Annotated in this window: 28 protein-coding genes, 2 tRNA genes and 1 pseudogene; 13 read left to right on the plus strand and 18 right to left on the minus strand. The window is 45.9% G+C overall.

Translation table 11 applies throughout. The features are described from left to right. Together THERU_RS02795 and THERU_RS02800 are read right to left on the minus strand one after the other, a co-directional pair. A complete protein-coding gene (locus tag THERU_RS02795) occupies positions 1–417 on the minus strand; it encodes a hypothetical protein (RefSeq protein ID WP_025305768.1) in 417 nt (138 codons plus the stop codon). A 2-nt stretch (positions 418–419) separates the two neighbouring features. Beyond that, on the minus strand, positions 420–1,166 hold the full coding sequence (locus THERU_RS02800; protein WP_025305769.1) for a YebC/PmpR family DNA-binding transcriptional regulator: 747 nt from the start codon (positions 1,164–1,166) through the stop codon (positions 420–422). 19 nt (positions 1,167–1,185) lie between these two features. On the opposite strand from THERU_RS02800, the gene mtaB reads away from it, so the two are divergent. After that, positions 1,186–2,412, plus strand: a complete 1,227-nt coding sequence (mtaB, locus tag THERU_RS02805; protein WP_025305770.1) for a tRNA (N(6)-L-threonylcarbamoyladenosine(37)-C(2))-methylthiotransferase MtaB — start codon at positions 1,186–1,188, stop codon at positions 2,410–2,412. Here mtaB and THERU_RS02810 read toward each other — a convergent pair. From THERU_RS02810 to THERU_RS02840, 7 genes are all read right to left on the minus strand, one after another. Next, positions 2,355–3,989, minus strand: a complete 1,635-nt coding sequence (locus THERU_RS02810) for a CTP synthase (RefSeq protein WP_025305771.1) — start codon at positions 3,987–3,989, stop codon at positions 2,355–2,357. The two genes, mtaB and THERU_RS02810, sit on opposite strands and share 58 nt — an antisense overlap. Positions 3,990–4,001: 12 nt before the next feature. Next, positions 4,002–5,756 carry a biosynthetic-type acetolactate synthase large subunit gene (gene ilvB / locus THERU_RS02815; RefSeq protein ID WP_025305772.1) on the minus strand — a complete coding sequence of 585 codons (1,755 nt, stop codon included), beginning with the start codon at positions 5,754–5,756 and terminating at the stop codon, positions 4,002–4,004. A 19-nt stretch (positions 5,757–5,775) separates the two neighbouring features. Beyond that, entirely contained in the window at positions 5,776–6,189 is a 414-nt protein-coding gene (locus THERU_RS02820) for a molybdenum cofactor biosynthesis protein MoaE (protein WP_025305773.1), read from the minus strand. An 18-nt stretch (positions 6,190–6,207) separates the two neighbouring features. Beyond that, positions 6,208–7,149 (minus strand): endolytic transglycosylase MltG, encoded by a 942-nt coding sequence (gene mltG, locus THERU_RS02825; RefSeq protein WP_245565846.1) that lies wholly within the window; start codon positions 7,147–7,149, stop codon positions 6,208–6,210. An 8-nt stretch (positions 7,150–7,157) separates the two neighbouring features. Beyond that, positions 7,158–7,553 carry a Holliday junction resolvase RuvX gene (gene ruvX / locus THERU_RS02830; protein WP_025305775.1) on the minus strand — a complete coding sequence of 132 codons (396 nt, stop codon included), beginning with the start codon at positions 7,551–7,553 and terminating at the stop codon, positions 7,158–7,160. Beyond that, positions 7,550–7,735 carry a YgaP family membrane protein gene (locus tag THERU_RS02835; protein WP_025305776.1) on the minus strand — a complete coding sequence of 62 codons (186 nt, stop codon included), beginning with the start codon at positions 7,733–7,735 and terminating at the stop codon, positions 7,550–7,552. Before THERU_RS02835 ends, ruvX begins: the two co-directional genes overlap by 4 nt. Before the next feature lie 23 nt (positions 7,736–7,758). Continuing rightward, positions 7,759–7,831, minus strand: a tRNA-Val gene (locus THERU_RS02840). A gap of 33 nt (positions 7,832–7,864) precedes the next feature. Between THERU_RS02840 and trmFO the strand changes: the two genes are divergently transcribed. Both trmFO and THERU_RS02850 read left to right on the plus strand, forming a co-directional pair. Next, positions 7,865–9,178, plus strand: a complete 1,314-nt coding sequence (gene trmFO, locus THERU_RS02845; RefSeq protein WP_025305777.1) for an FADH(2)-oxidizing methylenetetrahydrofolate--tRNA-(uracil(54)-C(5))-methyltransferase TrmFO — start codon at positions 7,865–7,867, stop codon at positions 9,176–9,178. Further along, the gene (locus THERU_RS02850) at positions 9,175–9,873 is read left to right on the plus strand and encodes an ABC transporter ATP-binding protein (RefSeq protein WP_025305778.1); all 699 of its coding nucleotides are present in this window, start codon (positions 9,175–9,177) and stop codon (positions 9,871–9,873) included. Before trmFO ends, THERU_RS02850 begins: the two co-directional genes overlap by 4 nt. Here THERU_RS02850 and pyrF read toward each other — a convergent pair. Continuing rightward, complete coding sequence (pyrF, locus tag THERU_RS02855) at positions 9,809–10,483, minus strand: orotidine-5'-phosphate decarboxylase (protein WP_025305779.1); 675 nt, start codon at positions 10,481–10,483, stop codon at positions 9,809–9,811. The genes THERU_RS02850 and pyrF overlap by 65 nt on opposite strands. Positions 10,484–10,503: 20 nt before the next feature. Between pyrF and THERU_RS02860 the strand changes: the two genes are divergently transcribed. The 5 genes from THERU_RS02860 to THERU_RS02880 all read left to right on the plus strand — a co-directional run bounded on the left by THERU_RS02860 (position 10,504) and on the right by THERU_RS02880 (position 15,671). Next, positions 10,504–10,593, plus strand: a tRNA-Ser gene (locus tag THERU_RS02860). 314 nt (positions 10,594–10,907) lie between these two features. Next, positions 10,908–12,104, plus strand: a complete 1,197-nt coding sequence (locus THERU_RS02865; RefSeq protein WP_025305780.1) for a glycosyltransferase — start codon at positions 10,908–10,910, stop codon at positions 12,102–12,104. Next, on the plus strand, positions 12,105–12,752 hold the full coding sequence (locus THERU_RS02870; RefSeq protein ID WP_025305781.1) for a DUF554 family protein: 648 nt from the start codon (positions 12,105–12,107) through the stop codon (positions 12,750–12,752). It abuts the gene before it with no gap. Positions 12,753–12,818: 66 nt separating this feature from the next. Further along, on the plus strand, positions 12,819–13,928 hold the full coding sequence (gene mqnE, locus THERU_RS02875; RefSeq protein ID WP_025305782.1) for an aminofutalosine synthase MqnE: 1,110 nt from the start codon (positions 12,819–12,821) through the stop codon (positions 13,926–13,928). After that, on the plus strand, positions 13,929–15,671 hold the full coding sequence (locus THERU_RS02880) for a sensor histidine kinase (RefSeq protein WP_025305783.1): 1,743 nt from the start codon (positions 13,929–13,931) through the stop codon (positions 15,669–15,671). Here THERU_RS02880 and THERU_RS02885 read toward each other — a convergent pair. Beyond that, complete coding sequence (locus tag THERU_RS02885; RefSeq protein WP_025305784.1) at positions 15,639–16,124, minus strand: glycerol-3-phosphate dehydrogenase/oxidase; 486 nt, start codon at positions 16,122–16,124, stop codon at positions 15,639–15,641. The genes THERU_RS02880 and THERU_RS02885 overlap by 33 nt on opposite strands. Continuing rightward, complete coding sequence (locus tag THERU_RS02890; RefSeq protein WP_025305785.1) at positions 16,121–16,690, minus strand: SIR2 family protein; 570 nt, start codon at positions 16,688–16,690, stop codon at positions 16,121–16,123. Before THERU_RS02890 ends, THERU_RS02885 begins: the two co-directional genes overlap by 4 nt. Before the next feature lie 113 nt (positions 16,691–16,803). On the opposite strand from THERU_RS02890, the gene THERU_RS02895 reads away from it, so the two are divergent. Then, positions 16,804–17,073 carry a hypothetical protein gene (locus THERU_RS02895; RefSeq protein ID WP_025305786.1) on the plus strand — a complete coding sequence of 90 codons (270 nt, stop codon included), beginning with the start codon at positions 16,804–16,806 and terminating at the stop codon, positions 17,071–17,073. A gap of 24 nt (positions 17,074–17,097) precedes the next feature. On the opposite strand, the gene THERU_RS02900 is transcribed toward THERU_RS02895, so the two are convergent. Beyond that, the gene (locus THERU_RS02900) at positions 17,098–17,301 is read right to left on the minus strand and encodes a hypothetical protein (RefSeq protein WP_025305787.1); all 204 of its coding nucleotides are present in this window, start codon (positions 17,299–17,301) and stop codon (positions 17,098–17,100) included. 178 nt (positions 17,302–17,479) lie between these two features. Between THERU_RS02900 and THERU_RS02905 the strand changes: the two genes are divergently transcribed. The 4 genes and pseudogenes from THERU_RS02905 to mqnC all read left to right on the plus strand — a co-directional run bounded on the left by THERU_RS02905 (position 17,480) and on the right by mqnC (position 19,853). Beyond that, positions 17,480–17,689 (plus strand): type II toxin-antitoxin system HicB family antitoxin, encoded by a 210-nt coding sequence (locus tag THERU_RS02905; protein WP_025305788.1) that lies wholly within the window; start codon positions 17,480–17,482, stop codon positions 17,687–17,689. 54 nt (positions 17,690–17,743) lie between these two features. After that, positions 17,744–17,920: pseudogene (locus THERU_RS08770) on the plus strand (type II toxin-antitoxin system HicA family toxin); the annotation flags it as partial. Between the two features lie 55 nt (positions 17,921–17,975). Beyond that, a complete protein-coding gene (locus THERU_RS02910) occupies positions 17,976–18,758 on the plus strand; it encodes a Gfo/Idh/MocA family oxidoreductase (RefSeq protein ID WP_025305789.1) in 783 nt (260 codons plus the stop codon). Positions 18,759–18,782: 24 nt separating this feature from the next. Further along, on the plus strand, positions 18,783–19,853 hold the full coding sequence (mqnC, locus tag THERU_RS02915) for a cyclic dehypoxanthinyl futalosine synthase (RefSeq protein ID WP_025305790.1): 1,071 nt from the start codon (positions 18,783–18,785) through the stop codon (positions 19,851–19,853). Here mqnC and THERU_RS02920 read toward each other — a convergent pair. From THERU_RS02920 to ileS, 5 genes are read right to left on the minus strand one after another with little or no spacing between them, the layout of a single operon-like run. Then, the gene (locus THERU_RS02920) at positions 19,837–20,505 is read right to left on the minus strand and encodes a type III pantothenate kinase (protein ID WP_025305791.1); all 669 of its coding nucleotides are present in this window, start codon (positions 20,503–20,505) and stop codon (positions 19,837–19,839) included. The genes mqnC and THERU_RS02920 overlap by 17 nt on opposite strands. Further along, positions 20,486–21,568 (minus strand): radical SAM family heme chaperone HemW, encoded by a 1,083-nt coding sequence (hemW, locus tag THERU_RS02925; protein ID WP_025305792.1) that lies wholly within the window; start codon positions 21,566–21,568, stop codon positions 20,486–20,488. Before hemW ends, THERU_RS02920 begins: the two co-directional genes overlap by 20 nt. Next, the gene (gene rodA / locus THERU_RS02930) at positions 21,561–22,613 is read right to left on the minus strand and encodes a rod shape-determining protein RodA (RefSeq protein ID WP_051402171.1); all 1,053 of its coding nucleotides are present in this window, start codon (positions 22,611–22,613) and stop codon (positions 21,561–21,563) included. Before rodA ends, hemW begins: the two co-directional genes overlap by 8 nt. Before the next feature lie 22 nt (positions 22,614–22,635). After that, positions 22,636–23,328: a zinc ribbon domain-containing protein gene (locus THERU_RS02935; RefSeq protein WP_025305794.1), complete on the minus strand. Its 693-nt coding sequence runs from the start codon at positions 23,326–23,328 to the stop codon at positions 22,636–22,638. Continuing rightward, positions 23,325–26,093: an isoleucine--tRNA ligase gene (gene ileS, locus THERU_RS02940; RefSeq protein ID WP_025305795.1), complete on the minus strand. Its 2,769-nt coding sequence runs from the start codon at positions 26,091–26,093 to the stop codon at positions 23,325–23,327. The genes THERU_RS02935 and ileS overlap by 4 nt, the downstream gene beginning before the upstream one ends. Positions 26,094–26,111 lie beyond the last annotated feature (18 nt).

The raw sequence follows: 26,111 nt of genomic DNA on the forward strand, positions 1-26,111 counted from the left end.
TTAACCTTCGTGCCTTCTTAGGCTGTTGAGCATAAACCTGAGTGCCAAATATCCCAGCAAGACCAAAATCCCGATCTCCAAAAGTCCGGGAGTGCCCACTTGAAAGCCGTGTCCCAAAAGCAAAGACAGCAAAGCACCCAGTATCAAGCCTCCCACAAGCCACCTAAAAAGAGGGTTTGTGTATGTGGGGTTTTGTGTTTGGTTCGCAGGCTTTGACTTCTCAAGCTGGGTTTTATTTATATCCTTTTGCTGTGTGTTTGTCTTGCCCTTTTCAAAATCCTTTGGTTGGTAGGGTTTTACTTTTGATGGGGTAAGGACCTTTGGCGTAGGAGATACGCTTCCTCTCCTTGCAAAGGAAATGTCTGAAAAAAGGGCAAAGACCAAAACAAACGCCACAAAAAACCAAAGCTTTTTCATAGTTATGCCTGCTTAATCAGTTCTTCTGCCATGTCAAAGTTTGCAATCACTTCTTTCACGTCTTCCAGCTCTTCAAGGGCCTCCAACAGTTTGAGGAGTTTTTTGGCGTTCTCTGGGTCGTTTACCGGTACAGTGCTGTTGGGTTTGTAGGTGATCTCAGCTTTCTCCACTAAAACACCCATAGATTCGAGTTTCTCTTTAACTTGGTATAGCTCCTCCGGAAGGGTGTATATGAGATAAATCTCCTCTCCCACCTGCACATCCTCAGCGCCCGCCTCTATAGCCTTTTCGTATAGCTCCTCTTCTGAGATGCTTTCCCTTGGAACTTCTATGAGACCCACCCGGTCAAAGAGGAAGGCTACGCAGCCGGAAGAGCCTAAGTTTCCTCCATGCTTGGATAGGACGTGCCTTATTTCCGATGTGGTTCTGTTTCTGTTGTCCGTAGTGGCAAGTATCATCAAAGCTACACCACCGGGACCGTAGCCTTCGTATATAACCTCTTCGTAGTTCTCTCCGCCCAGCTCACCGGTTCCCTTCTTTATGGCCCTCTCTATGGTCTCTGCGGGCATGTTGGCCCTTTTGGCGTGTTCTATGGCAGCCCTCAGCCGAGGGTTGGTTTCCGGGTTTGGTCCTCCCTGCCGGACTGCTACGGTAATCTCCCTTATGATCTTTGAAAAGAGCTTCCCCCTCTGTGCATCAAGCTTTGCCTTCTTGTGTTTAATTTGTGCCCAATGACTGTGCCCTGCCATGGTTTATATTTTAATCCCTATGAAGTTTTCTGTCATCAACCTTGGGTGCAGGAGCAACTACTTTGACGGTGAGCTTTTAGCCCAGAAATTAACAGAGAAGGGCTACACAAGGGTTCAAGAACAAGCAGACATATACATAATAAACACCTGCACCGTAACCTCTGAGGCGGACAGGTCCTCCCGACAGTTTATATACAGGGCAAAGAGGGAAAATCCAAAGGCAATAGTGGTGGCTACGGGGTGTTATGCCCAGACAAACCCACAGGCACTGGCAAGGCTAAAGGAGGTGGATTTGGTGGTGGGGAATTCCCACAAGGACCGGCTCGTGGAGATCCTTGAGGATTACCTTCAGGGCAGGGGTGAAAGGGTCTTTGTGGATAACATCTTCAAAGATAGCCAGGTTAAAAACTTCGACCTGGTGGTCTTTTTTGAGAGGGTAAGACCCTTTCTCAAAGTTCAGGAAGGATGTAATAACTTTTGTACCTTCTGTGTGATCCCTTACGCGAGGGGCAAGCTCCGTAGCGTGCCAATGGAAAAGGTCCTTGAGCAAGTAAAGAGCTTGGCAGAAAGGGGCTTTAAAGAAATCGTCCTTACGGGCACCCAGCTAACCCAATACGGATGGGACCTAAACACAAACCTTTATCAACTGCTCTTGGAACTGCTACGCATAAAGGACATAGAACTTTTTAGACTCTCTTCCCTCTATCCGTCCGAGATAGACCAAAAGCTTTTGGACCTAATCACACAGGAAGAAAGGATCGCACCCCACTTTCACCTCTCCCTTCAAAGCGGTTCCAACAGGATTTTGAAGCTTATGGAGAGGGACTACACGGTGGAAGACTACACAAAACTTGTGGAAACCATAGTCCAAAGGAGACCCATATCCGCCATAGGAACGGACATTATAGTGGGCTTTCCCACAGAAACGGAGGAAGATTTTGAGGAAACCTATAAACTTGTCCAAAACCTACCCTTCGCTTACCTTCACGTCTTTAGCTATTCAGACAGACCTCACACCAAGGCAAGCAAGATGTTCCCAAAGGTGGAAGAAAGGATAAAGAAAGAGAGAGTTAGACTGCTCAAGGCTTTGGACCAAAAAAAGAGAGAGGAATTCAAAGGTTCAATGAAAGGAAAGACCCTGAGGGCTATAATCTTAGAAGAAGGAAAGGCACTTACAGAAAACTATATTCATTTAGAGGATGAAGGTTTTAAGGATGTAGGAGCGATTGTATCGGTGGTTCTCTGAAGCTTTGCATCAATGCACGCTTTTATGAAGGATACAAACAGAGGGTGCGGGTCAAAGGGTTTGCTCTTGAACTCGGGATGAAACTGGCAACCTATGAACCAAGGATGGTCCTTTAGCTCTACTACCTCCACCAACCTGCCATCGGGAGAAACTCCAGAAATAACAAAGCCATTCTTTTCAAAGAGTTCCCTGTAAGCGTTGTTGAACTCATACCTGTGCCTGTGCCTTTCGTATATTACCTCCTTTTTGTAAATTTCCCTGACCTTTGTCCCTTCCTTTAACACGCACGGGTATGCCCCCAAACGCATGGTTCCCCCAAGCTCTTCTATCTGCTTTTGTTCCTCCATTATGTCAATAACTGGATGGGGCGTGTTAGGGTCAAACTCGGTAGAGTTGGCACCTTTGAGGTTCAAAACATTCCTTGCAAACTCCACACACATAAGTTGCATACCAAGGCATATACCAAAGGTGGGTTTTTTGCTGAGCCTTCCGTAGTTGATGGCTTTAATTTTGCCCTCTATACCTCTTTCTCCAAAGCCCCCTGGCACCAGTATACCGTCCGCTTCGTGTAAAAGTTCCTCTTCAACGTTCTCCGAATTGACCCAAAGGATGTTCAGTTTAACACGGTTGGCAATGCTTCCGTGAGTAAGTGCTTCCACCACGCTTTTGTATGCATCCCTTAGGCTAACATATTTGCCCACGAGGGCTACCTTTACTTCCTCTTTTGCGTTCTTTATTATGCTGACGATCTTTTCCCACTTTCCTTCACCATCCTTGGGTTCTAAGTTAAACCTTTTGGCAAGCCAAAGATGTAGTCCCTGTTTTTTGAAAAGCAGAGGCACTTCATAAATGGTCTCCACATCGTGGGCAGATATTACCGCAGAAGGGCTAACGTTTGTAAAAAGAGAAATCTTTTCCTTTACTTCCTTTGGTATTTCACACTCAGACCGGCATATTAAAACATCGGGCTGAATGCCTATTGCCCTCAGCTCTTTAACTGAATGTTGGGTGGGTTTTGTCTTTAGCTCTCCCACGCTTTTTACATAGGGAACATAGGTTACGTGCACATAGACGCAGTTTTCCCTTCCAAGCTCCATTCCAAGCTGTCTGATGGCCTCTAAGAAGGGAAGGCTCTCTATATCTCCCACAGTTCCACCAACTTCTACGATAACAAAGTCGTGGTCCTTTTCAATGGACCTTATTAGTCTTTTTATCTCGTCGGTTATGTGGGGTATTACCTGGACCGTTGCACCAAGGTAATCTCCCTTTCTTTCCCTCTGGAGGACGTTGAAGTAAACCCTCCCGGAGGTGATGTTGTTTTCTCTGCCCATCTGAGCTTTGGTAAACCTTTCATAGTGCCCAAGGTCTAAGTCCGTTTCCGCACCATCCTCCGTCACATAAACCTCCCCGTGCTGATAGGGACTCATGGTTCCAGGGTCCACGTTTAGATAAGGGTCCAGCTTCTGGAGGGTGACCCTGTAGCCCATTTCCTCAAGGAGGGAAGCTATTGCGGCAGAGGATACTCCTTTGCCTAAGGAAGAGAGGACACCGCCCGTTACGAATATATACCTTGCCACGGAGGGAATATTTTAACCTACAAGATACATAGTTTCCGCTTCCACCGCCTTTTTGCCATCTTCTAGGATCATATCCCTGTAAGATTTGCCCGCGGGCACCATGGGAAGAACGTTTTCTTCCTTATCCACAACAAAGTCAAGGACTACTGGTTTGTCTTGGATCTTCAGGGCTTCTTCTATTATTTCCCTTACTTCTTTAGGTTTTTCTGCCCTGAAACCCACCGCACCACAGGCTTCCGCCAATTTTACAAAGTCCGGCTGAACGCTCAGGTCCACCTCCGCATACCTTCTGTCATAAAAGAGCTCTTGCCACTGACGAACCATTCCCAAGTAGGCGTTGTTTATTATGGCGATCTTTACGGGCACCTTATACTGCACTGCGGTAATGAGCTCTTGCATCGTCATAACAAAAGAACCATCCCCGTCTATAACAAACACCTCTTTTTCTGGTCTTCCGATCTTTGCTCCAATGGCAGCGGGTAAGCCAAAGCCCATTGTTCCAAGTCCTCCGGAGTTTATAAACTGCCTTGGGAATTTGTATTTATAAAACATGGCCGCCCACATTTGATGCTGACCCACGCCTGCGGTAATTATGGCATCTCCCTTTGTAGCTTCCCATATTTGCTCCACCACGTACTGAGGCTTTATAACGCTGTCAGAATTTCTGTACCTCAAAGGATAGTTCTTTTTCCAACTTTCTATGAGCTCTATCCACTCCTGTCTTTCTTTGGGGAAGAGGATCTTTGCACCCTCCTTTTTCAGTTCCTCTATGAGCTTTCTGAGGACTATTTTCACATCTCCCACTATGGGCACATCCACCGTTATGTTCTTGGATATGGATGCGGGGTCTATGTCTATGTGTATGATCTGGGCTTGGGGTGCGAACTCCTCTATCTTTCCTGTAACCCTGTCGTCAAAACGGGCACCCACCGCGATCAAAAGGTCGCAGTTATAAACCGCCATGTTTGCATAGTAGGTGCCGTGCATTCCCAACATATGCAGAGCCAGTGGATGGTCTTCGGGGAAGGCACCCTTACCCATATTGGTGGTGGTAACGGGTATTTTCATAAGCTCCGCCAACTCCACCAACTCTTTTTGTGCCTCCGATTGAACCGCACCACCGCCCACATACAACACTGGTCTTTTTGCAGACATTATTAGCTTTGCAGCCTTTTTAATCTGTTGAGGGTTACCCTCCACGTGGGGCTTGTAGCCGGGAAGGGATTCTCTGACCTCCTCATCCGTTGGAATGGAAACATCGGAGAGCTTTTGGGTTATGTCCTTTGGAATATCTATGAGCACAGGTCCCGGTCTTCCTGTGGATGCTATGTAAAAAGCCTGCCTTATTATGAGGGGAAGGTCTTCTATACGCTTTACTAAGAAGTTATGCTTGGTTATGGGTCTGGTAATTCCTACTATGTCCACCTCTTGGAAGGCATCGTTGCCTATCAAATGAGTGGGAACTTGTCCGGTGATGAAGACCACGGGTACCGAATCCATGTATGCATCCGCAATAGGAGTTACCAGGTTAGTAGCACCAGGTCCAGAGGTTGCCATGGCAACGCCCACTTTCCCGGTAGCCTTTGCGTAGCCCTCTGCCATATGCCCCGCACCCTGTTCGTGTCTTGCCAAAATATGCTTTATTCCACCATGCCTGTAAAGGGCATCATAGACCTCCATTATGGCACCACCGGGTATGCCAAAGATAACCTCCACCCCTTCTTTTTTTAGGGTTTCTATAATGATGTCTGCACCCTTTCTTAGCATAGGACCACCTCCATAGTTTTTAGGCTCCCAAAACCCACTCTCCCCTACCGTCTTTATAGACTTCTTTCTTCCAAATAGGTGCCCTCTTTTTTACTTCGTCTACCACATACCTACAGGCAGAAAAGGTCTCTTCTCTGTGCCCACCGTAGGCTACCACCAAGAAAGATGGCTCGCCCACCTTAACCACACCAAGCCGATGATGGATAAAAACCTCCTTTATGGGAAACTTGGCTAAGGCTTCCTGCCTTATCTCCTCCATTACCTTTATTGCCATCTCTGGGAATGCCTCGTAATGAAGCTCTTGCACCCCATCATCCTCCCGGGCTATGCCAAGGAAAACCACACTGGCACCACAGTCCTCCGGAGGCTGATAGGAGGACAGTACACGCTCCGCCCCCAACCATTCCACACCTAAATACACTTTTGGAACCATAGAAGTTAAATATATAACCTACCTTCTGTATGTTGCAATATTTTTCAAATGGTCCTTGTAATTGGAACTAAAAGCATGTCTGCCATTGCCCATGGAAACAAAGTAAAGGTAGTTGGTTTCAGCGGGATTCAAAACCGCCTCCAAGGACTGAAGGCTTGGGTTGCATATGGGGGATGGGGGAAGTCCCTTGTGGTAGTAAGTGTTATAAGGGTCATCCAATTGTAAATGTTTCCTGGTTAAGACACCCTTCCACTCTCCCCTTCTTTTTAGGGCGTATATGACGGTAGGGTCTATCTGAAGGGGCATTCCCAACTTTATCCTGTTTAGAATTACCGAGGCGATGATAGGTCTCTCCTCCGGCACCGCAGTTTCCTTTTCCACCATAGAGGCAATTATTACCCACTCCTCAAGGGTTAGCCCTCTCTCTTCTAACTTTGGCCTGAGGTGTTCTGTCCTTCTGAGGAAGTTTTTAAACATAACATCCACCACCCGGAGAGGATGAGTATTTTTTGAAAAGTAGTAAGTATCCGGGAACAGAAAACCTTCCATGGTGTAAGTTCTGAGCCCATATCTTTTGGCGGTTTCTGGAGAGTTGGCTACTTTCAAAAAGTCTTCCCTTTTGCAGATGGAGTATTCCTCCAGAAGATCTGCTATATCGTACAGGTCAAAGCCCTCCGGCACGGTGATTTTGTAGAGCTTTCTTTGCCCTCGGTGGATTTTTAGGTAAGCGTCCCAAGGGAAAACCCAACCCTTGAACTCATACTCTCCCGCTTCCAGCTTTCCCCTAATTAAAGAGTGGATAGCCATAAAAGATATAGGGCTTCTTATCACACCCTCCCTGTAGAGCAAAAGGGCGATATCTAAGCTGGTCTTCCCGTAGGGAATCTCCACCGTCCTCTCGGTCTTGACTGGGAAAAAAGAATAGACAAGAAAGACAAAGATCAAACCGAGAACAGCCAAAAGCTTTATCATAGACTGTCAAAGAACTCAATGAGCATTACATAAGCTGAAAGTGAATCCTTCAGTTCTTTTTTCTTACGGGAGCCCTCCACTAGCCTAAGAGCTTCTTCTGTGGTGTATCTTTCGTCCCAAAAGTCAAGGGATACACCCTCTGGGAGCATGGACTCCAATTCCTTTGCAAACTTTCTAACTTCCAGAGCCCTCTGTCCTTCCTTCCCGCTGGGTGTTAGAGGAAGACCCAAAAGGACAAGGTTCACTCCATACTCTTGGATTACGGAAAGGATAGAACTGTAAACTCCCTCCCTGTTGGCGAGAGGTTTCAGTGGGACCGCCAGCTTTAGGGATGTGTCCCCTAAGGCGAGCCCTATTTTCTTTGTGCCCCAATCTATAGCCAGAACCTTCACCCGGTCCTGAAGCCCACCAACTTGTAAAGAAGACAAAAGCCCGTTATTGCGGTTCCTATAAGCACCAAGCCTATTATACCCAAGATCCACCATAGACCACCCTTGGTGAAGGCAAGGTAAATAAATATGAGCCCTATTATTACCCTTATTACCCTATCCCATACCGCAAGGTTCTTTTCCATGGCAAAACCTCCTTTTTTTTATATAGGCACGGGCGGACTCGAACCGCCGACCTCCGCCTTGTAAGGGCGGCGCTCTTCCATCTGAGCTACGCGCCTTTCCCAGTTTAATGCTTAATATAATAACACAAGATGAGAAAAGTTATAGTCATAGGCGCAGGTCTAGCTGGTAGTGAGTGTGCTTGGCAGTTGGCAAATAGGGGCATAGAGGTGCATCTGTACGAAATGAGACCTCACCAGATGACGCCCGCACACAGAACGGGTAATTTTGCAGAGCTTGTCTGTAGCAACACCTTTGGTAGCATGGAGCTTACCTCCGGGGCGGGGCTTTTAAAGGAGGAGCTTTTAATCCTTGACTCTTTGATTATAAAGACTGCCAAGGAATTTTATGTACCCGCAGGCACAGCCCTCGCAGTGGATAGAGAAAAGTTCTCCCAAAGGATCACAGAAATTTTGACCCATCATCCCAACATAAAGGTCTTTTATGAAGAGGTTAAAAAGGTACCAAGGGATGAGGTGGTAGTGATTGCCAGCGGTCCTTTGACCTCTCAAGCCCTTGCGGAGGATATAAAGGAGCTGGTAGGTTATGAATACCTTTACTTTTACGATGCCATCTCTCCCATCGTAGAGGCAGACAGTGTGGATTTCTCCAAGGGCTTTTGGGGCTCAAGGTACAACAAAGGGGGTGAGGAGGACTACTTCAACTGCACCCTAACAGAGGAGGAGTACAGGGTTTTTTATGAAGAGCTACTCAAGGCGGAAAAGGTGCCACTTAAAGATTTTGAAAAAGCGGTATACTTTGAGGGCTGTATGCCCATAGAGATGCTGGCGGAAAGGGGCTACAAAACCCTCCTTTTTGGACCCATGAAGCCGGTGGGTTTGATAGACCCGAGGACGGGTAAGGAACCCTTTGCGGTGGTACAACTCAGGAGGGAAAACAGAGAGGGAACGCTTCTCTCTCTGGTAGGCTTTCAAACCCGAATGACCTACTCAGAGCAAAAGAGGGTCTTCAGGCTCATACCATGCTTGAGGAATGCGGTCTTTGTAAAGCTTGGTTCTATGCATAGAAATACTTTCATTCAGTCTAACCGTATACTAACACCCTTTTTGAACATGAGAAAATATCCAAACATCTTTTTTGCCGGTCAGATAACGGGCGTGGAGGGTTATACTGCTTCCGTAGGCACCGGGCTGATGGCCGGCATAAATGCGTCAAGGTTGATAAGAGGTTTGGACCTTGTGGTCCCCCCAGAGGAAACCATGCTGGGCTCATTGATAAGATACATCACCTCTAAACAAGGGACCCTCCAGCCTATGGCACCCGTCATGGGGCTCTTGCCACCCTTGGACCAAAAGGTCAAAAGTAAAGAAGAAAAAAGGAGATTGCTTGCAGAGAGAGCAATCAGAGCAATGAAAGCCTTCAAAGAAGAAATTTTGAAGGAATGAAACCTCTAATAAGGCTAAGTGGGATTAAAAAAACCGTAGGTTCTGAGCAGATTTTAAAGGGCATAGACCTGGAGATTTATGAGGGAGAGTTTGTTTCCATAATAGGTGCCTCGGGCTCTGGCAAAAGTTCCCTTCTTTACATAATGGGGCTTTTGGACAAGCCAACAAAAGGAGAGGTATTCTTTGAGGGTGAGAAAATAGACTACTCCAACGACAAACGTCTTTCTTACCTGAGAAATTCTAAAATTGGCTTTGTCTTTCAGTTTCATTATCTGGTGCAAGAGCTCAGCCTTTTGGACAATGTAATCTTGCCAGCTATAAAAAAGGGAGTGCCTATAAAGGAGGCAAGGGAAATGGCTATGGTTCTCTTAGAAAGACTTGGGTTGAAAGGAAAGGAAAACAGAAAACCCTACGAAATCTCTGGAGGAGAGATGCAAAGAACAGCCATAGCAAGGGCTCTTATAAACCAACCAAAAGTCCTTTTGGCGGACGAGCCCACCGGAAACTTAGATTCCACCAACACTCAAAGAGTTATGGACATTTTCAAGGAGATTAACAAAAGTCAGACAACCATTGTAATGGTTACCCACGAGATAGACTTAGCCAGACAAACAAAGCGCATTGTGGAGCTCAGGGACGGGTCTGTAATAAGGCAAGAATATCTTCAACCGTTTTCACCGGGTCCTGGGACCTGAGGATACTCCTTCCTAAAACTACCATGTCTGCGCCATTCCTTATAGCCTCTTCCAAACTGACAACTCTCCTTTGGTCTTCCCTCTCTTCCTGTCCGAGCCTCACGCCGGGAACTACCGCAAAGAAGTTGAACCTTGACTTTAAAAGGGGAAGTTCCTTTCCAGAACACACAAGACCTGTAATACCACACTCAAGGGCAAGGCTTGCCAGCCTTAGCACGTACTCCTCCTTTGACAGACATACACCAAAATCCTTTAGATGTTCTTCTTCCAGACTTGTTAGAAGGCTAACGCCCAGCAGTTTTAGACCATCGCTAACTTCAACCGCTCGCCTCAGGGCATCCCTTCCGGAGGTTATATGAACCGTTATATAGTCCGCCCCAAGCTCCTTTGCAGACAGCACGCCGTTTTGAACTGTGCTTGGTATGTCGTGGAGTTTAAGGTCCAAAAAGAGTTCAAAGCCCTCCTCCTTTATGGGCTCCGTGATCCTTCTGTGGTGAGATATGAAGAGCTTATAGCCCACCTTGAAGGTTATATCTTTGCCCCTAAGGGCTTTGACAAGCTTAAGGGCATTCTCGTATTCGGTGTCCAGTGCTATACAAAGTTTTGGCATTGGTATTAATATATTATTTTGGAGGGGTGACCGAGCGGCCGAAGGTGGGTGATTTGAAATCACCTGTGGGTCTTTAGGGCCCACCGAGGGTTCGAATCCCTCCCCCTCCGTTTGTAATTAGGCAAAACACAAACCACTTGCTACAAAGCTCAACCCTGTATTTAAGGCGGATTTATTGACATTAAGGGCAAACATGCAAACTATGGAAGCAAAACTTGAGGCAAAAGTTGAAAAGGTTGGATTAGAACTCAGGGGAAAAAATCCTAAGGCCTGACCGTAAATTTATCATAATCTTTATCATTCTCTTTTTTACCCTGATACTTGTTAATCAAAACGTCCTTTAGTTTTTGTTAAAGGTTTTGGGAGTGATAAAGTAAGTTTTGCGGTCTTTTAAGTTTAGTTTGTTTGTGCTAAAATTCTTTTCATGCGAATTGCTTTTTTGAAAGTGGGAGAGTATGAGGGCACGCTCAGGCACTTTAAAGCCTTTGCCGGCAGGTTCAGAGAAAGGGGTGCGGAGGTTTTGGAACTGGACATAGGGCAGGGAGACCTCAACGATAGGGTAAAGGAGCTTATGGACTTTGGTCCTATGTTCTGCGTTGACCTGAACGCCAACGGGGTTATAACCGTCAGCCAAGAGGACAAAAGGCTTGCCCTGTCGGACGCCATGGGCTTTGTGCATGTTTCCATCTTTGCGGACGAACCTCTTTTTAACTTTGCACCTCTCTTAGATATGAGAAACGCCAACAACTTTTTGCCAGTGGTCTGCGACCTTAAATACGCAGACAGCTTGGCATTCCTTGGCATCAAACAGCCTCCCTCTTACATAACGCCCTTTTTGGACCCAAGCCAGATGAAAGAGCCCACCCAGGATAGGGAAATATCATTAGCCTTCTTTGGACCGGTCATAGATCCAAACATAATTGCGGGGCAGGTGGTAGAAAATTACAGGCAGGAATTTTTAGGCATCTTCTTTGAAGTGGGAGAGTTTTTGTTTAGAAACCCGGAAGTTCATGTATTGCAGGCACACGATTATATCCTTTCTATGTTTAATCCCGCCTTGCAAGAGGAGTATGCCAAGTGGAGGGAAGAGAACCCTAAGGACTTTTTAAACTTTTTGAACCTTATTTCCATTTATGCCACCGCCAAAAAGAGGTGGTTTCTTTTAAGCTTTTTGGATGGAATGGAGCTAAAGGTCTTTGGAGAAATTCAAGGCACGCCCTTTGAGGGGCATGAAGCGGTTGTTCCAAAGGACTGGACGGAGCTTTTGGAACTTTTAGGAAAAAGCCAGTTGGTTATAACCTCCTATCCTCACAGTGTGCCAACGGGTGTGGGCTTTTCCCCCTTGGAGATTGCATACATGGGCTGTGCCTTGATGGTAGACTATAGGGCTACTCTGCCGGGCTTTTTTGTACCAGAGGAGGAGGTGATCACATACCTTCCCTTAGACAGGGCAGAGATTGAAGAAAAGGTGCTGTTTTACCTTGAAAACCCAGATAAGGCTCTGGAGATAGGTACAAGGGCTCGCCAAAAGATCTTTGAAAGATACACCTTTGAAGACAGGGCGGACTTTTTGTATGACCTCTTTTCTAACATCCTAGCAAACGCCCAGCAGGTACAATAAATGTTTTTGGGCTTTGGCACGGTCGTAAATTTTGGGTTGGTCTTGCTTGGCTCTTCCTTTGGTTTATGGGCAAGGAGGGGCATTCCCGAGAGATTGAGGGTGGGAGTTATGCATGCAATAGGGATATTTACCCTGCTTTTGGGAGTAAAGCTCTTGGTGGAAAACAAGCCGGAGACCATAAAGGTTTTCTTTCTTTTGGTCTTGGGAGGTGCAATTGGCTACTGGCTTTCGCTGGAGGAGAGGCTGGAGAGGTTGTCCCAGGGCTTTAGAGGTTCTGGTTTTTTGACTGCGTCTTTGCTCTTTACTGTGGGTCCCCTTACCTTCACCGGCTGTCTTTTGGAGGCGGTAAAAGGAGACAGTGGGCTTTTGCTCTCAAAGGCTTTTATGGACGGCATTTCATCCACCCTTCTGAGTGCTACCTTTGGCAAGGGCGTTCTGTTTTCTGCCTTCTATGTGCTGTTTTTTCAGCTCTCTTTGACCTTTGCCTTTTACTTTTTTGGAAACTTTATAAGCCCTCAGGCTATGGCTAATACTCTCTTTTTGGGTGGTGGGCTAATGCTTGCCCTTGGTTTAAAAATTTTAGGCTTGCTCGAGGAGGTTAAACTGCTAAACCTTATGCCCTCTTTGTTGCTCTCTGTGGTTGTTTAAGCTTTGGGATTGTGTGTGAAAAGCCACCGCTTGCATTTTAAAACACCTTCGCTTATCCTTAAATCTATGGAACTGGAAGTTTTGCTGAAGGCTCAGAAGGATGTTTCTTTAAGGCGGATCGGTGAGAAGGTTTTGGAGGGCAAAAGGCTTAGCCCAGAGGACGCACTTACCCTATTCAATTCCAACGAGCTTGCATACATCGGCGCGCTGGCGGAGTATGTTAATAGGCAAAAGAACGGTATGTTTGCCTACTTTGTGGTAAATAGACAGATCAACCCAACCAATATATGCGTCTATCAATGCAACTTTTGTGCCTTTGGTGTTCTCAAGTCTGACCCAAGGGCTTACGAAATGAGCTTGGAGGAGATTCTAAAGAAGGTGGAGGAAACCTATCAGCAAGGTGGTAGAGAGGTGCATATTGTGGGTGGTGTGCCACCCCATTGGAAAGTGGAGGATTATGTGGGCTTGGTGCGGGAAATTAAAAGCAGGTTTCCGCAGATGGTGGTAAAGGCTTGGACTGCCATAGAGATCCACCACATGGCAAAAATATCAAAGAGAAGTTATGAAGATATCCTCAAAGAACTAAAGGATGCTGGGCTTGACGCCATTCCCGGCGGTGGTGCGGAAATATTCTCCGAGAGGGCAAGGAAGATCATCGCACCCTACAAGGCCAACGCAGAGGAATATTTGGAGGTTCATAGAACTGCCCACAAGCTTGGCATTCCCTCCAACGCTACCATGCTTTACGGACACGTGGAAACCTACGAAGAGAGGGTGGAGCATATGTTAAAGCTAAGGGAACTCCAGGATGAAACGGGTGGCTTTCAGGTGTTTATTCCTTTAGCCTACTGGCCCGAGGGTACCCGTTTGGGTGGCAAACGCACCTCTTCGGTGGATGACCTAAAGACCATAGCCATATCAAGGCTCTTCTTGGACAACTTCCCACACATAAAAGCCTACTGGATCACCTTGGGAGAAAAGATTGCCCAAATTGCCCTAAACATGGGGGCGGATGACCTAGATGGCACCATAGAGGAAGAAAGGATCGTCCATTCTGCCGGCACCAAGAGCCCTTACAGGCAGAGCAAAGAAAAACTCATAAACCTTATAAGGTCTGCGGGCAAGATTCCTGTGGAAAGGGACACCTTTTACAACACAGTAGCCATCTATCCATGAATGGAAAGGGCTAAGCTTTTCCTTCTCTTTTTCCTATTCTTTGTTTTCTTTGTGGGCATAAACATACTCTTTTTGGACAATCTTAGGAAAATCTGGACAGTAGGTTTTCCGCTGATCCTCTTGGTGATAAACCTGGACCTTCTCATTCTTGTGGTCGTTTTTTCTATCTTCTTTAGAAAGTTCATAAAAACCTACCTGCAAGCCCAGAGGGGAAACCTAAGGAGGCGTCTCTCCAACCTTCTCTTTTTGTATATGTTCCTGCCCATACTTTTTCTAAACTTGGCATCCTCAATTGTTCTGTTGCAATCCACAAAGACCTTTGTTAGCTCCCAGCTCAAGGAAGTGGCACAGAAAACGGAGGAACTTTTGCAGATGGCTAACGCCTACGAGAGGGACAAGCTTGAAGAGTACAGGTCTTTTTTTTATACCCTAATCAGCAAAGGGGAGGACCCAAGGGGGTTTGTCTATGTTCTAAAGGGTGTAAAGAGTGTGGAAAAAGCACCCTGCGTTGAGGAAGAAAGGGAAGATGCCTTCATCCTGTGCGTGGGAGATTACAGGGTGGAGGTTCTAAAAGACCAGAGGCTAAAAAGTGGCATCAGTGCCCTTTATGAGGTTTCCACCAGCCTTAGGAACTTGGTAAAGTCAAGGGATATTTTAGGTGGCATATACATATACTTTTTGGTGCTCATTTCCTTGGTTGCCCTGCTTGCGTCTTTGTGGTTTGGAAACTTGGTGGCAAGGCACATAAGCATCCCACTGGAGGAACTCTCTTCAAAGGCTCGGGAGATCGCTAAAGGAAATTTTGATGTTTATGTGAGGGTGCCAAACACGGAGGATGAGGTTTCCCAACTTGCCAGGTCCTTCTCCACCATGAAGGAGGAGTTAAGGGAACTGTACAGCAGGCTTGAGAAGGAAAAGGAGACGTTGAGGTCTTTGATAGAGAGTTTGCCCGTGGGCATAAGGTTCGTTGGAAAAGGAGGGGAGGTTATTGAGAACAAGGCTTACAAGGAGATTAACAAAGATGACCCACAGGTTAGAAAAACAGAGGTTCAGCTTCCGCTTGGTCTTTTGGAGATCTACGAGGACCTCCGTCCCGTAATTACAGCGGAGAGGTTCAGAACTTGGCAAGAGGCAGTCAAAAGGCTCGCCCACGAGATCAAAAACCCGCTTACTCCCATAAGCTTACATCTGGAGAGGCTAAAACTCCTTGCCCAAAAGGATAGGCTAAGCAAGGAGGAGGTAATAAACGTCTGCGGGTTGCTTTTGGAGGAAATAAACAGAATTAAGTCTGCGGTCAATTACTTTAGGGACCTCTCTTATCAAAGGGAGATAAAGATAGAGGGCTTTGAGTTGGGAGGACTAATAAGGGAATTAGCAAGGCTATATCCCAACCTGGAGGTGGAGGTAGTTGGCAGTAGCTTTGTAAAGGCAGACAGAAGCATGATAAAAGAATGTTTTTTTAATCTTTTTAACAACAGCGTAGAGTGGGGTGCCAAAAGGGTAAGGGTGTCCCTCACCGAGGAGGGCTTTGTGTATGAAGATGACGGGAAAGGTATCCAAGAGGGGGAGGAGGAGATTATATTCATGCCCTACAAGTCTTCAAACCCGGAGGGTATGGGGTTGGGGCTTGCTATGGTAAAGCACATCTTTGAACTGCACGGCTGGAGCATAAGGGTTTTCCCAAAAAGGGGAGGATTCTATGCGAAAGTCTCATTCAGAACTCCCTTGGAAAAGGGAGGGTAGGATTTGCAAAATTCTTATCAGGTGATTTTCCCATATTACATCCAAAACCTCAGAGACTGCGTCCTCCTGCTCCTTTGGGCTCAGCCTTTTAAAACTTTCAGATTTGACACCCTTTTCGTGCAAAAGAAGAGGGACAAAGAGCTTACCCACCGCATAGAAAAGAAAACTTAGCTCAAGGTCCGAAAGCTGAGGAAAGCCACCAAAGGTTTTGTATGTTTTTATGCCCGCCCAGTTGGTCCAATAACGCACCTCTTCATCTTCCAACCTTTTTTCATAACCGCCCACGTACATGGATGCAAGAGCCTTCAGCAGTCTTTCCGTTTTTTCCACATCAAAACCCTGCAAGGAGCTTTCTAAAAGAGAGAGGTCCTTAGAATTGATCTCTTCGTAATCCTTTAAAAATCTCTCCTTCCATTGGGCGTATCTAAAAAACTCCTGAAAGGGATTTTTCAACCGGGCTCCTCCGAGTATTCATACTCGGGACAGTTCAGGGTGGTTAGGTCTATGTTGGGGACATATTCTTCTACAGTGTTATGATAGCCACACACAAAGCACTCTACCACTGTGGCATAGCCGGAGTGCAGATGCCCTATGTCCCACCCGCAGAGGGGACACTCTCCCTCGCCAGCCTTTAAAACCTCCAAAAGACGGTTGCCATCCTTCACTGCGTTTTGTATACCCTTTACTTTTGCTATTGCCTTCTTCAGTTCATCGGTGTTCCACTCCGCACCGCATTCCAAACATCTGAACTCCGAATAACTCCCTTCGTTTATCAGCCTTATAACCTTTTGAGAACCGCATCGGTCATCTACGCACTGACTGCCAACCAGTTTTCTTCCCAGCTTGTCCAATATTTCCTTGAAGTCCTCCTTGTTTAGCCTCATGGGCTTGTCATAGACCTTGTATCCACAGCATTGGCACTCCGCCTCCACCCTTGGGTAGGGCTCGTCGTATTCGCACACCTTCAAAGCAATCCTCTTACAATGTGGGCAAAGCTCCAAATGGGTTAGGCATATCATAATATTTCAGATTATACCGCCTCTCTGAAGTTTCAAGCCTCTAAATTTTCATGAGAAATTCATTTTGACTTCCTAAAATTAAAACTATCAAAACCCTATAAGGAGGTTTAGCCATGAGGAAGCTAACAGCACTAGCCTTAGCCCTAGCCTTTGTGGGTATTAGCCCAGCCCAGCAAGCACAATCGGGCAGTTCTCAGGGACAGTATCCTATTGGTGGTGGAAAACAGTACAAGGAGTGGTGGTGCAGCCAAAATTGGGAAAAATGCAAGCAGATGAAATTAGAGGATCTTTCTGCAAAAAAAGAGTGCTTGGAAAAGAGCGAAAGCTATCAGGCTTACAGAGAATGTGAGTTTCTGCGTAAGCATGGGCATAGGCTTAGATAACAAAGAAGACAGGAGAGGAGGGTACTATAAAAAAGTTTTCAGAGCTTGCTGGGTGCCCGTTGTGGAACCAATGGAGGGAACCCTGAAGACGGGAAGGACCTTAAAATCCTTGCCATTGTCCAGCAGGTTCTGAAGGTAGCCCTTCTTTTTCCTATTCTTAGCAAGAAAAAACTCTTCCATCTTGCACAGGAGCGTAGGACAGGTTAGTGGAAGGTTTAGTTCCCTCATCCGCTGGGGGAACGATACCGATAAGGGATTATCAGAACAGCTTCAGACAGGAGATGAGGTAGTTGAAATAGAACTGATGTGGATAAGGTTTATACAGCTTTTTTAGGGAAAGTAAGCTAAAGGGCTAATTTTTCAGGCAGAGTTATATAATTAGCATATACCTACTGAGGTGAATGAAATGAGGACGTTTACTGTAATAATTGAAAAGGATAAAGAAGGTTACTTTGTAGGAGAAGTTGTTGAACTACCGGGTTGTCACACCCAAGCTAAGTCCCTGGATGAACTAATGGAAAGGATTAAAGAAGCTATTGAACTCTATCTAGATGTTCAGGGGGAAGCACTGGAGAAAGAACTTGAGTTCGTTGGAATTCAAGAGATTACTATATGAAGTTGCCTGCTTTAACAGGCAAACAGATAGTAGAAATCTTAAAAAAAAGCTGGTTTCGAAGAAGTTAGACAAAAGGGTAGTCATGTATTTTTAAAACATCCAGATGGGAGAAGAACTGTCGTGCCAGTCCATGCTGGAGAAACTATAGGACCTGGCTTATTCTCAAAAATTCTCAGGGATGTAAAACTTACAAAAGAGGAATTCTATCGGTTAATGAAAGGTGAAAGTTAAAGCCCAGTTTTTTTGTATGTGGTAAAGAAACATCATAACTTTTATACTAATTCCCATGCATATCCTTCTCATAGGTCTTGGAAATATGGGCAAGAAATACCTTTCAAAGCTTGAGGAGATGGGAAAGCTCCCAGTTCTCTGCGACAGGGATCCAAACAAGGCGGTTGGTAGCTATCCCTTTTATTGCCACTTTGAGGAAGTCAAAGAGCCTGTAAAGGCAGTCATAATAGCAGTTGACCCTGCGGAGCACGTTAAGTTAGCTAAGTTCTTTTTGGAGAGTGGAGCATCGGTTTTGCTTGAAAAACCTCCAGCCCTCAGCAAAAGGGAGTTTATGGAAATATACCATTATCCAACGCTTTATATTTCAGAAATAGAGAGTTTTTCATCGTGCCTTGATTACTTTCCAAAAAATGTGGAGGAAGTGCACATTGAAAGGTTAGGGAGAGGGAGAGGCTACCTTTCTCCCCTTTGGGATTTGGCATGGCACGACCTTTACCTTCTTCAACTGTTTTTCAAGGATCTGCAGATTACATCCCTCAAGGTGGGTGATGTTTGGCATCTGGAGGGAAAAGCAGACGGCGTGCCCTTTTCTATAAAAACCGCTTGGGAACATCCCAACCCTTCAAGAAGATGGTTCATAAACCGCGGTAGCTTGATCCTTGATTTTGCCAAGGAAGAGGTGTGGAAGGAAGGAAAACTAATTCACAAAGAAAACAGGGACAAGCTCAGACTCATGGTGGAGAGCTTTCTCTCTGGAAATTTTGACCATAGGAGCAAAGACAGGGCAATGAAAAATCTGGAGCTTTTGGAGAGCTTAAAAGCCATTGACATCTCCTGAGTAACTCCCAAATTCTAAATACTTATGAAAGGTCTTTCAAGCTTTGAACATGTACTAGAGGAAAGAATAGATCAAGCTACCGCTTTGGAGCTTTTGGAAAAGGCAGACCTGGCGGTCTTGGGCTATTTGGCGGACCAAGTGCGTAGGCGCTTTCACCCAGACAATGTTGTTACCTTTGTGATAGATAGGAATGTGAACTACACCAACGTTTGCGTGGCAGGGTGCAAGTTCTGCGCCTTTCAGAGGAAGCCAAGCTCACCGGAGGGTTATGTTTTAGACACGGAGGAGATTTTAAAGAAAGTGCAAGAGCTGGTAGATTGGGGTGGGACTACTCTACTTATGCAGGGAGGACTAAATCCGAACCTTCCCCTTAAGTTTTACACGGACCTTTTGAGGGAAATAAAGAAGCACTTCCCTATGGTGCAAATCCACTCCTTTTCTGCACCGGAGATCGTCTATCTTGCTAAGATTGAAGGGCTTACCATAGAGGAGGTTATAAAGGCTCTGAAGGATGCTGGACTTGACTCCATTCCCGGTGGTGGTGCGGAAATTCTCTCCCAAGAGGTTAGAAGCTTTTTAAGCCCCGGCAAATGCACGGTGGAGCAGTGGGAAGAGGTGCACAGAACTGCCCACAAACTTGGACTAACTTCCACCGCTACAATGATGTTTGGGCATATAGAAAAGCCAGAACACATTGTAGAACACTTAGAAAGGGTCAGGCGTATACAAGATGAAACGGGCGGATTTACTGCCTTTATACCTTGGACCTTCAAAAAGGGCAATACCATGCTTGACCACATAGAGGAGGCTTCATCGGTTTATTATCTGAAGGTGCTTGCCCTCTCGCGGATATACCTTGATAACTTCAAAAACATCCAGAGCAGTCATGTAACCCAGACCATGCAGGTGGGTATTGTGGGACTTCACTTTGGTGCCAACGACCTCGGCAGTGTGATGATGGAGGAGAATGTGATCTCTTCCACCAACTACAAGGTTTCCATACCAAAGGTGGAGGATATGGTGTCTGCTATAAGGTCCGCTGGCTTTGTGCCAGCCCAAAGGGACACCTACTACAACATCATAAGAGTCTTTTGAGCCTCAGCATAGCCCGGTGGATGAGCAAAGGGTCGTAAATTCCAAAATCCTTTAAAAACCAACCATCACCCCCTGTTAGGATAACTTTAAAGTCCCTTTGGTAGCTTTCCCTCAGCTCTCTAAGTAATCCCTCCAAGTAGTAAAAAACTTCCTTCTTTAGCCCACCCAGAAGGGCAGACTTTGTGTCTCTACCCAAGGGTACATCCACGCTCTCTAAGGAAAAGAGAGGAATAAGCTCTGCCCTCTCGTGCAAGCATCTTAGCCTTGCCCCTAAGCCCAAGGTAATAAAGCCTCCTTCAAAAACGCCATCCACCAAAACATCCGCCACCAGGGCAGTGCCCGCGCTTACCAGAAGGCAGGTGTCTGCGTAAAACTCCAAGGCACCGTATAGGTTCAAGAGTCTGTCTATGCCTACCTTTTCCTTTCCCTCAAAGGCAGTTTTTATGGGAACATCCTCCGGTTTAAAGAGGAAGGCCTTAGCTATCTGATCTTGAACGGAGGGCTTTACGCAGGATGCGAGGATGTTCTCATACCGTTTTGTAAGCTCCCCAAGCTCTTGATGGGAAAACTTGCCAAGATAGACAAGCTCCCTTCCATCAAAGACGCAGGCATCCACGCTTGTGTTTCCCACATCAATGGTTAGCCACTTCATCCCACAGCTCCAGCAAAATCTCATTGATCAAAAGCCAACCCCTCTTGGAAAGCCTCACTCTATCACCTTCCTCCAAAAAGAACTCCCTTATATGGTCTGGAATGTTTGGTAGCACCTCTTTTGGAACGCCATCCCTTGTCCGCAGGGCTACGAAAAGATAGTCCTTTAAAAGTTCCTCCCCTTCAAGGCTTTCCTCCATTTCTATGGGTTTTTCCCCCTGCAGGACTGCCCTCCTGTATTTTTCCAAGTTCCTGTAGTTTCCAAACCTCTTTTTGTTTATAAAACTCCAAGCGGAAACGCCAAGCCCCAAAAATTCTTTGTGGCTCCAATACAGAAGGTTGTGGGCACAGCGGTAGCCCTCTTTAGCAAAGTTGCTTATTTCATAGTGTTCAAAACCCATTGAACTTAGCTCTTCTGAGAGAAACAAAAACATCTCCTCTATTTGCTCATCGGAGGGAAGCTTTAGCTCGCCCTTTTGCCAAAGACGTCCAAAGAGGGTGTCCTCGTAAGGTGTTAGCAGGTAGGCAGAAAGGTGGGTTATGGGTAGGTCTTTTATAACCTTTAGCTCTTCCTTTAGGTCATGGATGGTCTGTCCCGGTAGCCCGTAAATTAGGTCAATGCTTAGGTTTTCAAAGCCTGCGGACTTTGCCTCAAGGATAGCCCTTATGCCTTCTTTGGGCGAATGCCATCTTCCCAAAAACCGCAGGTTTTTCTCCAAAAAACTCTGAACTCCAAAGCTCAGTCTGTTTATTCCCAGTTCCAAAAGCCCTTCAAAGTCCTCCCTTTTATAGCTTTCTGGATTGCACTCCATGGTGATTTCTTTTACTCCTCTTGTGTCTAAGTCTTTGAAGAATTCCCTCCAAAGCTTGGTAGGATAAAGGGAAGGAGTACCTCCGCCCAGGTATACAGTCTTTAGGTCAAAGGGTAAGTCTTTGTAAAGCTCCAACTCCCTCTTTAAAAGCTCTAAGTATTCTTTAGAAGGTTCAGAAACAAAGGATACGAAGTCGCAGTAAGGACACTTATTGGCACAGAATGGTATATGAATATAAAGCCCTTCAATCATTGGAGAACCTTATGGGTTTTTGCCTAAGCTCCTTTACTATGGAGAGGGCTGTGCCCACCATCAGACTAAAGGTCAGTGCGCTGGAACCACCGTAGCTAACAAAGGGCAGTGGAATTCCCACCACGGGCATAAAGCCCATAGTCATGGCAAAATTCACAAAAACCTCAAAGATAAGAAAGGTGGAGAAAACGCCCAAGAACAGCACCTCTTCCTTTATGTCCGCCCTTGGAATGTAGCTTAAAAACTTCCAAGCCATCACAAAAAAGGCAGTTATCAACAGAAAGCTCACAAAAAAGCCCATCTCCTCTGCTATTACAGAAAATATAAAGTCTGTGTGCTTTTCCGGCAGGAAAAGTAAATGGGATTGGGTACCCTTCAGAAAGCCCTTTCCAAAAAGGCCACCCGAGCCAATGGCAATAACCGACTGAATAAGCTGATAACCACTGCCCAGATAGTCTTCATAAGGGTCAAGGACTGCCAGTATTCTCTTTTTTTGATAGTCTTTTAAAAAGTGCCACAGCAGAGGAGACAAAAGCAAAAGAAGGACAAAAAAGCCAATAAAGTATCTTAGCTTTAGCCCAAAGAAAAAGAGGGCAGAAAAGAGAATAAAAAAGTAAGTAATTGCAGTGCCAAGGTCTGGTTGCTTTAGCACCAAAGCGGAAGGGATCAAAAAGGCAAGAAGAAGGATAAAAAATTCCCTGCTTTTTAGGGAACTTATGCGAGAAAAGGCGTAGGCACTTAAAAGCAAGAGGGAATACTTCATAAACTCGGAAGGTTGTATGTGAACGGGACCCAAATCTATCCACCTTTTGGCACCGTAGACAGTTTTTCCCACAATGGGTACAAGGACCAGAAGAAACAGATTTAGCCCATAAACAACGGGTGCATACTCCAAAAGGGTTCTAAAGTTGAACCTTGAAAGCAAAAGGATAATAAACCAGCCAAAAACTACGTAAAAAAGCTGTTTGAAAAACAAGGTAGATGTTTGCCCCGAGTAGGTGGCACTATAAACACCCAAAAGTCCCACTACTGAAATAAAAAGCATACAGAGGAGGATTATTGGGTCTCTAGTATAGAATCTTTCCACAGTTTGGACACCTGACCTTTTCGCCCTTAATTAGTTTAGAGTATAGCATGGATGGAAGCTTGGTGCCACAGCTTGAGCATGTGCCCATGATGTCCGCCTTTACGATGGGAGGAAAGCCTACAGCCTGTTTAAGCTTTTCGTACTCTTGCACTATATCTTGGCTAAGGCTTGCCCGGAGAAGTTCCAACTTCTCCCTCTGATGTTTTAACTCCCTTTCCACCTCTTCTCTTTCTTTGATCAACTCCTCCTTTTCTTCTTCCATCCTCTTTAGCTTTTTCTTTTTGTCTTTGTCCTGCAGGCGGTCTTCTATGGCTTTGCGTTTTTGTCTTAGCTCCCTCAGGGTTTGCTCACCCTTTATTATGCAGTCTTCGTTCTTTGCCTTCTCCCTCAGGAGGGCTTTGTATTCCTCTACCTTTTTGACTAATTTTTCCCTCTCTTTACATCTCTTTAAATTTTCTTTACACCTTCTGACCTTCTGATCTTCCTCCCTTATGGCTTCAATTATCTGGTTCAATTCCGCTATTAGGATCGTCTGTTCTTCTAAGATTTCGTTTATGCTTTGGTCCAACTCCTTTATTCTCTTTTTTAGCCTTTCAAGGTACCTTTCCCTTTTGAAGACTTCCTCTTCCTGCTCTTGGAGTTGAAGAAAAGCACTAAAGTCTTCTTCCTTCATGGGAGCACTTCCGCCAGCACTTGACTACAACGCCTGCAAACTTCCCCTTCAAACTCTTCTTCCCTGTAGTAAAGCCAGCATCTTGGGCACTTTTTGCCCTCTACCCGCTTGGCACCCACCCACAAATCTTGGAAGCTCTCGGAGGGCAGACGCTGATTTCCACCCTCTTCGAGGGATACCTTACTGACGGTAAAGAGATACTTTAGGTCCTCCTCATACTTTTTGAGGACCTTTAAGACCTCTTCGTTGCCCCAGATGTAAACTTCCGCCTCGTAGGGATGGTTAACTTCCTTTTCCTTCCTGCAGAGCTCCACCGCAGACATCACATCATCCCTTACCTTCAGTATGATCTCGTAATCCTTTAGAACCTCTTTGTCCTTTAACCTTTCCTTTGGCGTTGGTATGGTGTGCAAAAAGACGCTTTCTGGCAAGGATGGGTCAATCTTTCTCAGATGCTCCCAAACCTCCTCCGCCGTAAAGCTCAAGAATGGTGCAATCAAAAGGGTGATAGCCTTTGCCATTTCAAAGAGGACTGTTTGGGCAGACCTCCTCTCCCAAGAGTTGCTCGCATACACATAAAGCCTGTCCTTTAGCACATCCAAATAGAAGGCAGACAGCTCCACCGCACAGAAATTTCTAATTAGATGCAAAACTCGGTGGAAGGCATAGTTCTCGTAAAAGTTCAAAGACTGCTCTATTATTCCCTGCAGGTAAGAGATTGCCCATCTATCCAAGTGATGAAGTTCCTTGAAGGGTACCGCCTTTGAGGGTTCAAAGTCGTAAAGGTTCCCGAGGAAAAACCGTAATGTGTTTCTTATTTTTTTGTAGTCCTCCGTTAGCCTTTGTAGGATGCCTTTGCTGAGCCTTACATCCTCGGAGTAATCCTCGGAGGCTACCCAGAGCCTGAGTATGTCTGCGCCGTACTGCTCTATTACCTCCTGCGGTGCAATCACATTGCCCAAGGACTTTGACATTTTTCTACCCTGTTCATCCACCGTAAAACCATGGGTCAAAACAGCCTTGTATGGTGCGGAGCCATAGGATGCAGACGATTCCAAAAGGGAAGCCTGAAACCAGCCCCTGTGTTGGTCGGAGCCCTCCAGATATAGGTCTGCCTTTTCTATACCCCTGGGTCTCAGTACAAAGGCGTGAGAAGAGCCAGAGTCAAACCAAACGTCCAATATATCTTCCTCTTTTACAAACTCCTCCGAACCACACTTGGGACACTTATAGCCCTCTGGAAGGAGCTCTTTGGCACTGAGCTCAAACCAGATGTCTGCACCATCAGGATGATTTTCTACCAACTGGGCAACCCTTTCAAAGACATCCTCCTCAGCCACTACATGCCCACAGTTTTTGCAATAAAAGACCGTAATGGGAACACCCCAATATCTTTGCCTTGATATGCACCAGTCGGGTCTGTTTTCCACCATAGCCCTTATGCGGTTTGCCCCAGAGGCTGGAAACCATTGAACCTTGTCTATCTCCTCCAAGGCAAGCTCCCTTAGACTTTTACCATCAACAGAAGCAGACATGGATATGAACCACTGAGGAGTAGCCCTAAAGATCACTGGGTTTTTACACCTCCAGCAGTGTGGATAAGAGTGGATGTATTTTTCTTCGTGCAGTAGCAGATTCCTTGCCTTTAGGTCTTCTATGATAAGTGGGTTTGCGGAGAATACTCTAACGCCGATTAAAAACTCCGGTGCGGGTGGAATGAATTTCCCTTCATCATCCACTGGTGCAAAGGGCTCCAAACCATACCTTAGACCCACTATGTAGTCCTCTCTACCGTGCCCCGGTGCCATATGCACCAAACCAGTGCCAGCGGTAAGTTCCACAAACTCAGAAGGATAAACCTTCCCAATTCTTTCCCCGTAAGGTGTGTAATACTCCAAGCCCACCAACTCTTTACCCAAAACCTCCTTAACCACCTCTCCTTCAAGATTTGCCTTTTTCTTTACCTCCTCAAGGAGTGCCTTGGCAAGGATGTAAGTTTCCTCTCCCACTTTATAAAAGACATACTCAAAGTCCTCTCCCACCATCACGCCCAAATTGGCTGGCAGGGTCCAAGGGGTGGTGGTCCATATGAGAAGGTAGGTGTTGTCTTGATCCTTGAGAGGAAACTTTACGTATATGCTTGGGCTTTCCTTCTCGTAGTATTCCACTTCTGCCTCTGCCTCGGCGGTTTTATCGTATATACACCAATAGACTGGCTTTTTGCTCTTTATCACCACACCTTTTTTAAAGAGCCTTCCCAGTTCCCTTATCTCCTGTGCCTGATATTTTGGGTCCATGGTTATGTAGGGCTTTTCCCAATCTCCCAAGACCCCCAGCCTTATAAACTCCTCCTTTTGAATTTCCACAAACCGACTTGCGTAATCCCTACAGAGCTTTCTAAAGGCGGTTTTTGACATATCCTCCTTTTTGAGCTTTTTTGCCTTTAGTTCCTTTTCCACCTGCTGTTCTATGGGCAAGCCATGGCAATCCCAACCGGGCACATAATCAACTCTGTAGCCCCTCAGGAGCTTATACTTTACGATGATATCCTTTAGGATTTTATTGAGGGCGTGTCCTATGTGAATATGCCCGTTGGCATAGGGCGGTCCATCGTGCAACACAAAAGGCGGAGCATCCTTTCTCGCAATTTGTACCTTTTGATAGAGCCCTTCCCACTTCTTTAAAATCTGCGGTTCCCTTTTGGGAAGGTCCGCTTTCATAGGAAAGTCAGTTTTTGGAAGGTTCAGAGTGTCTTTGTAGTCCATACAGATATTATAAAGATA

The sequence above is a fragment of the Thermocrinis ruber genome (assembly GCF_000512735.1).
In the GTDB taxonomy this organism is placed as follows: Bacteria; Aquificota; Aquificia; order Aquificales; family Aquificaceae; genus Thermocrinis; species Thermocrinis ruber.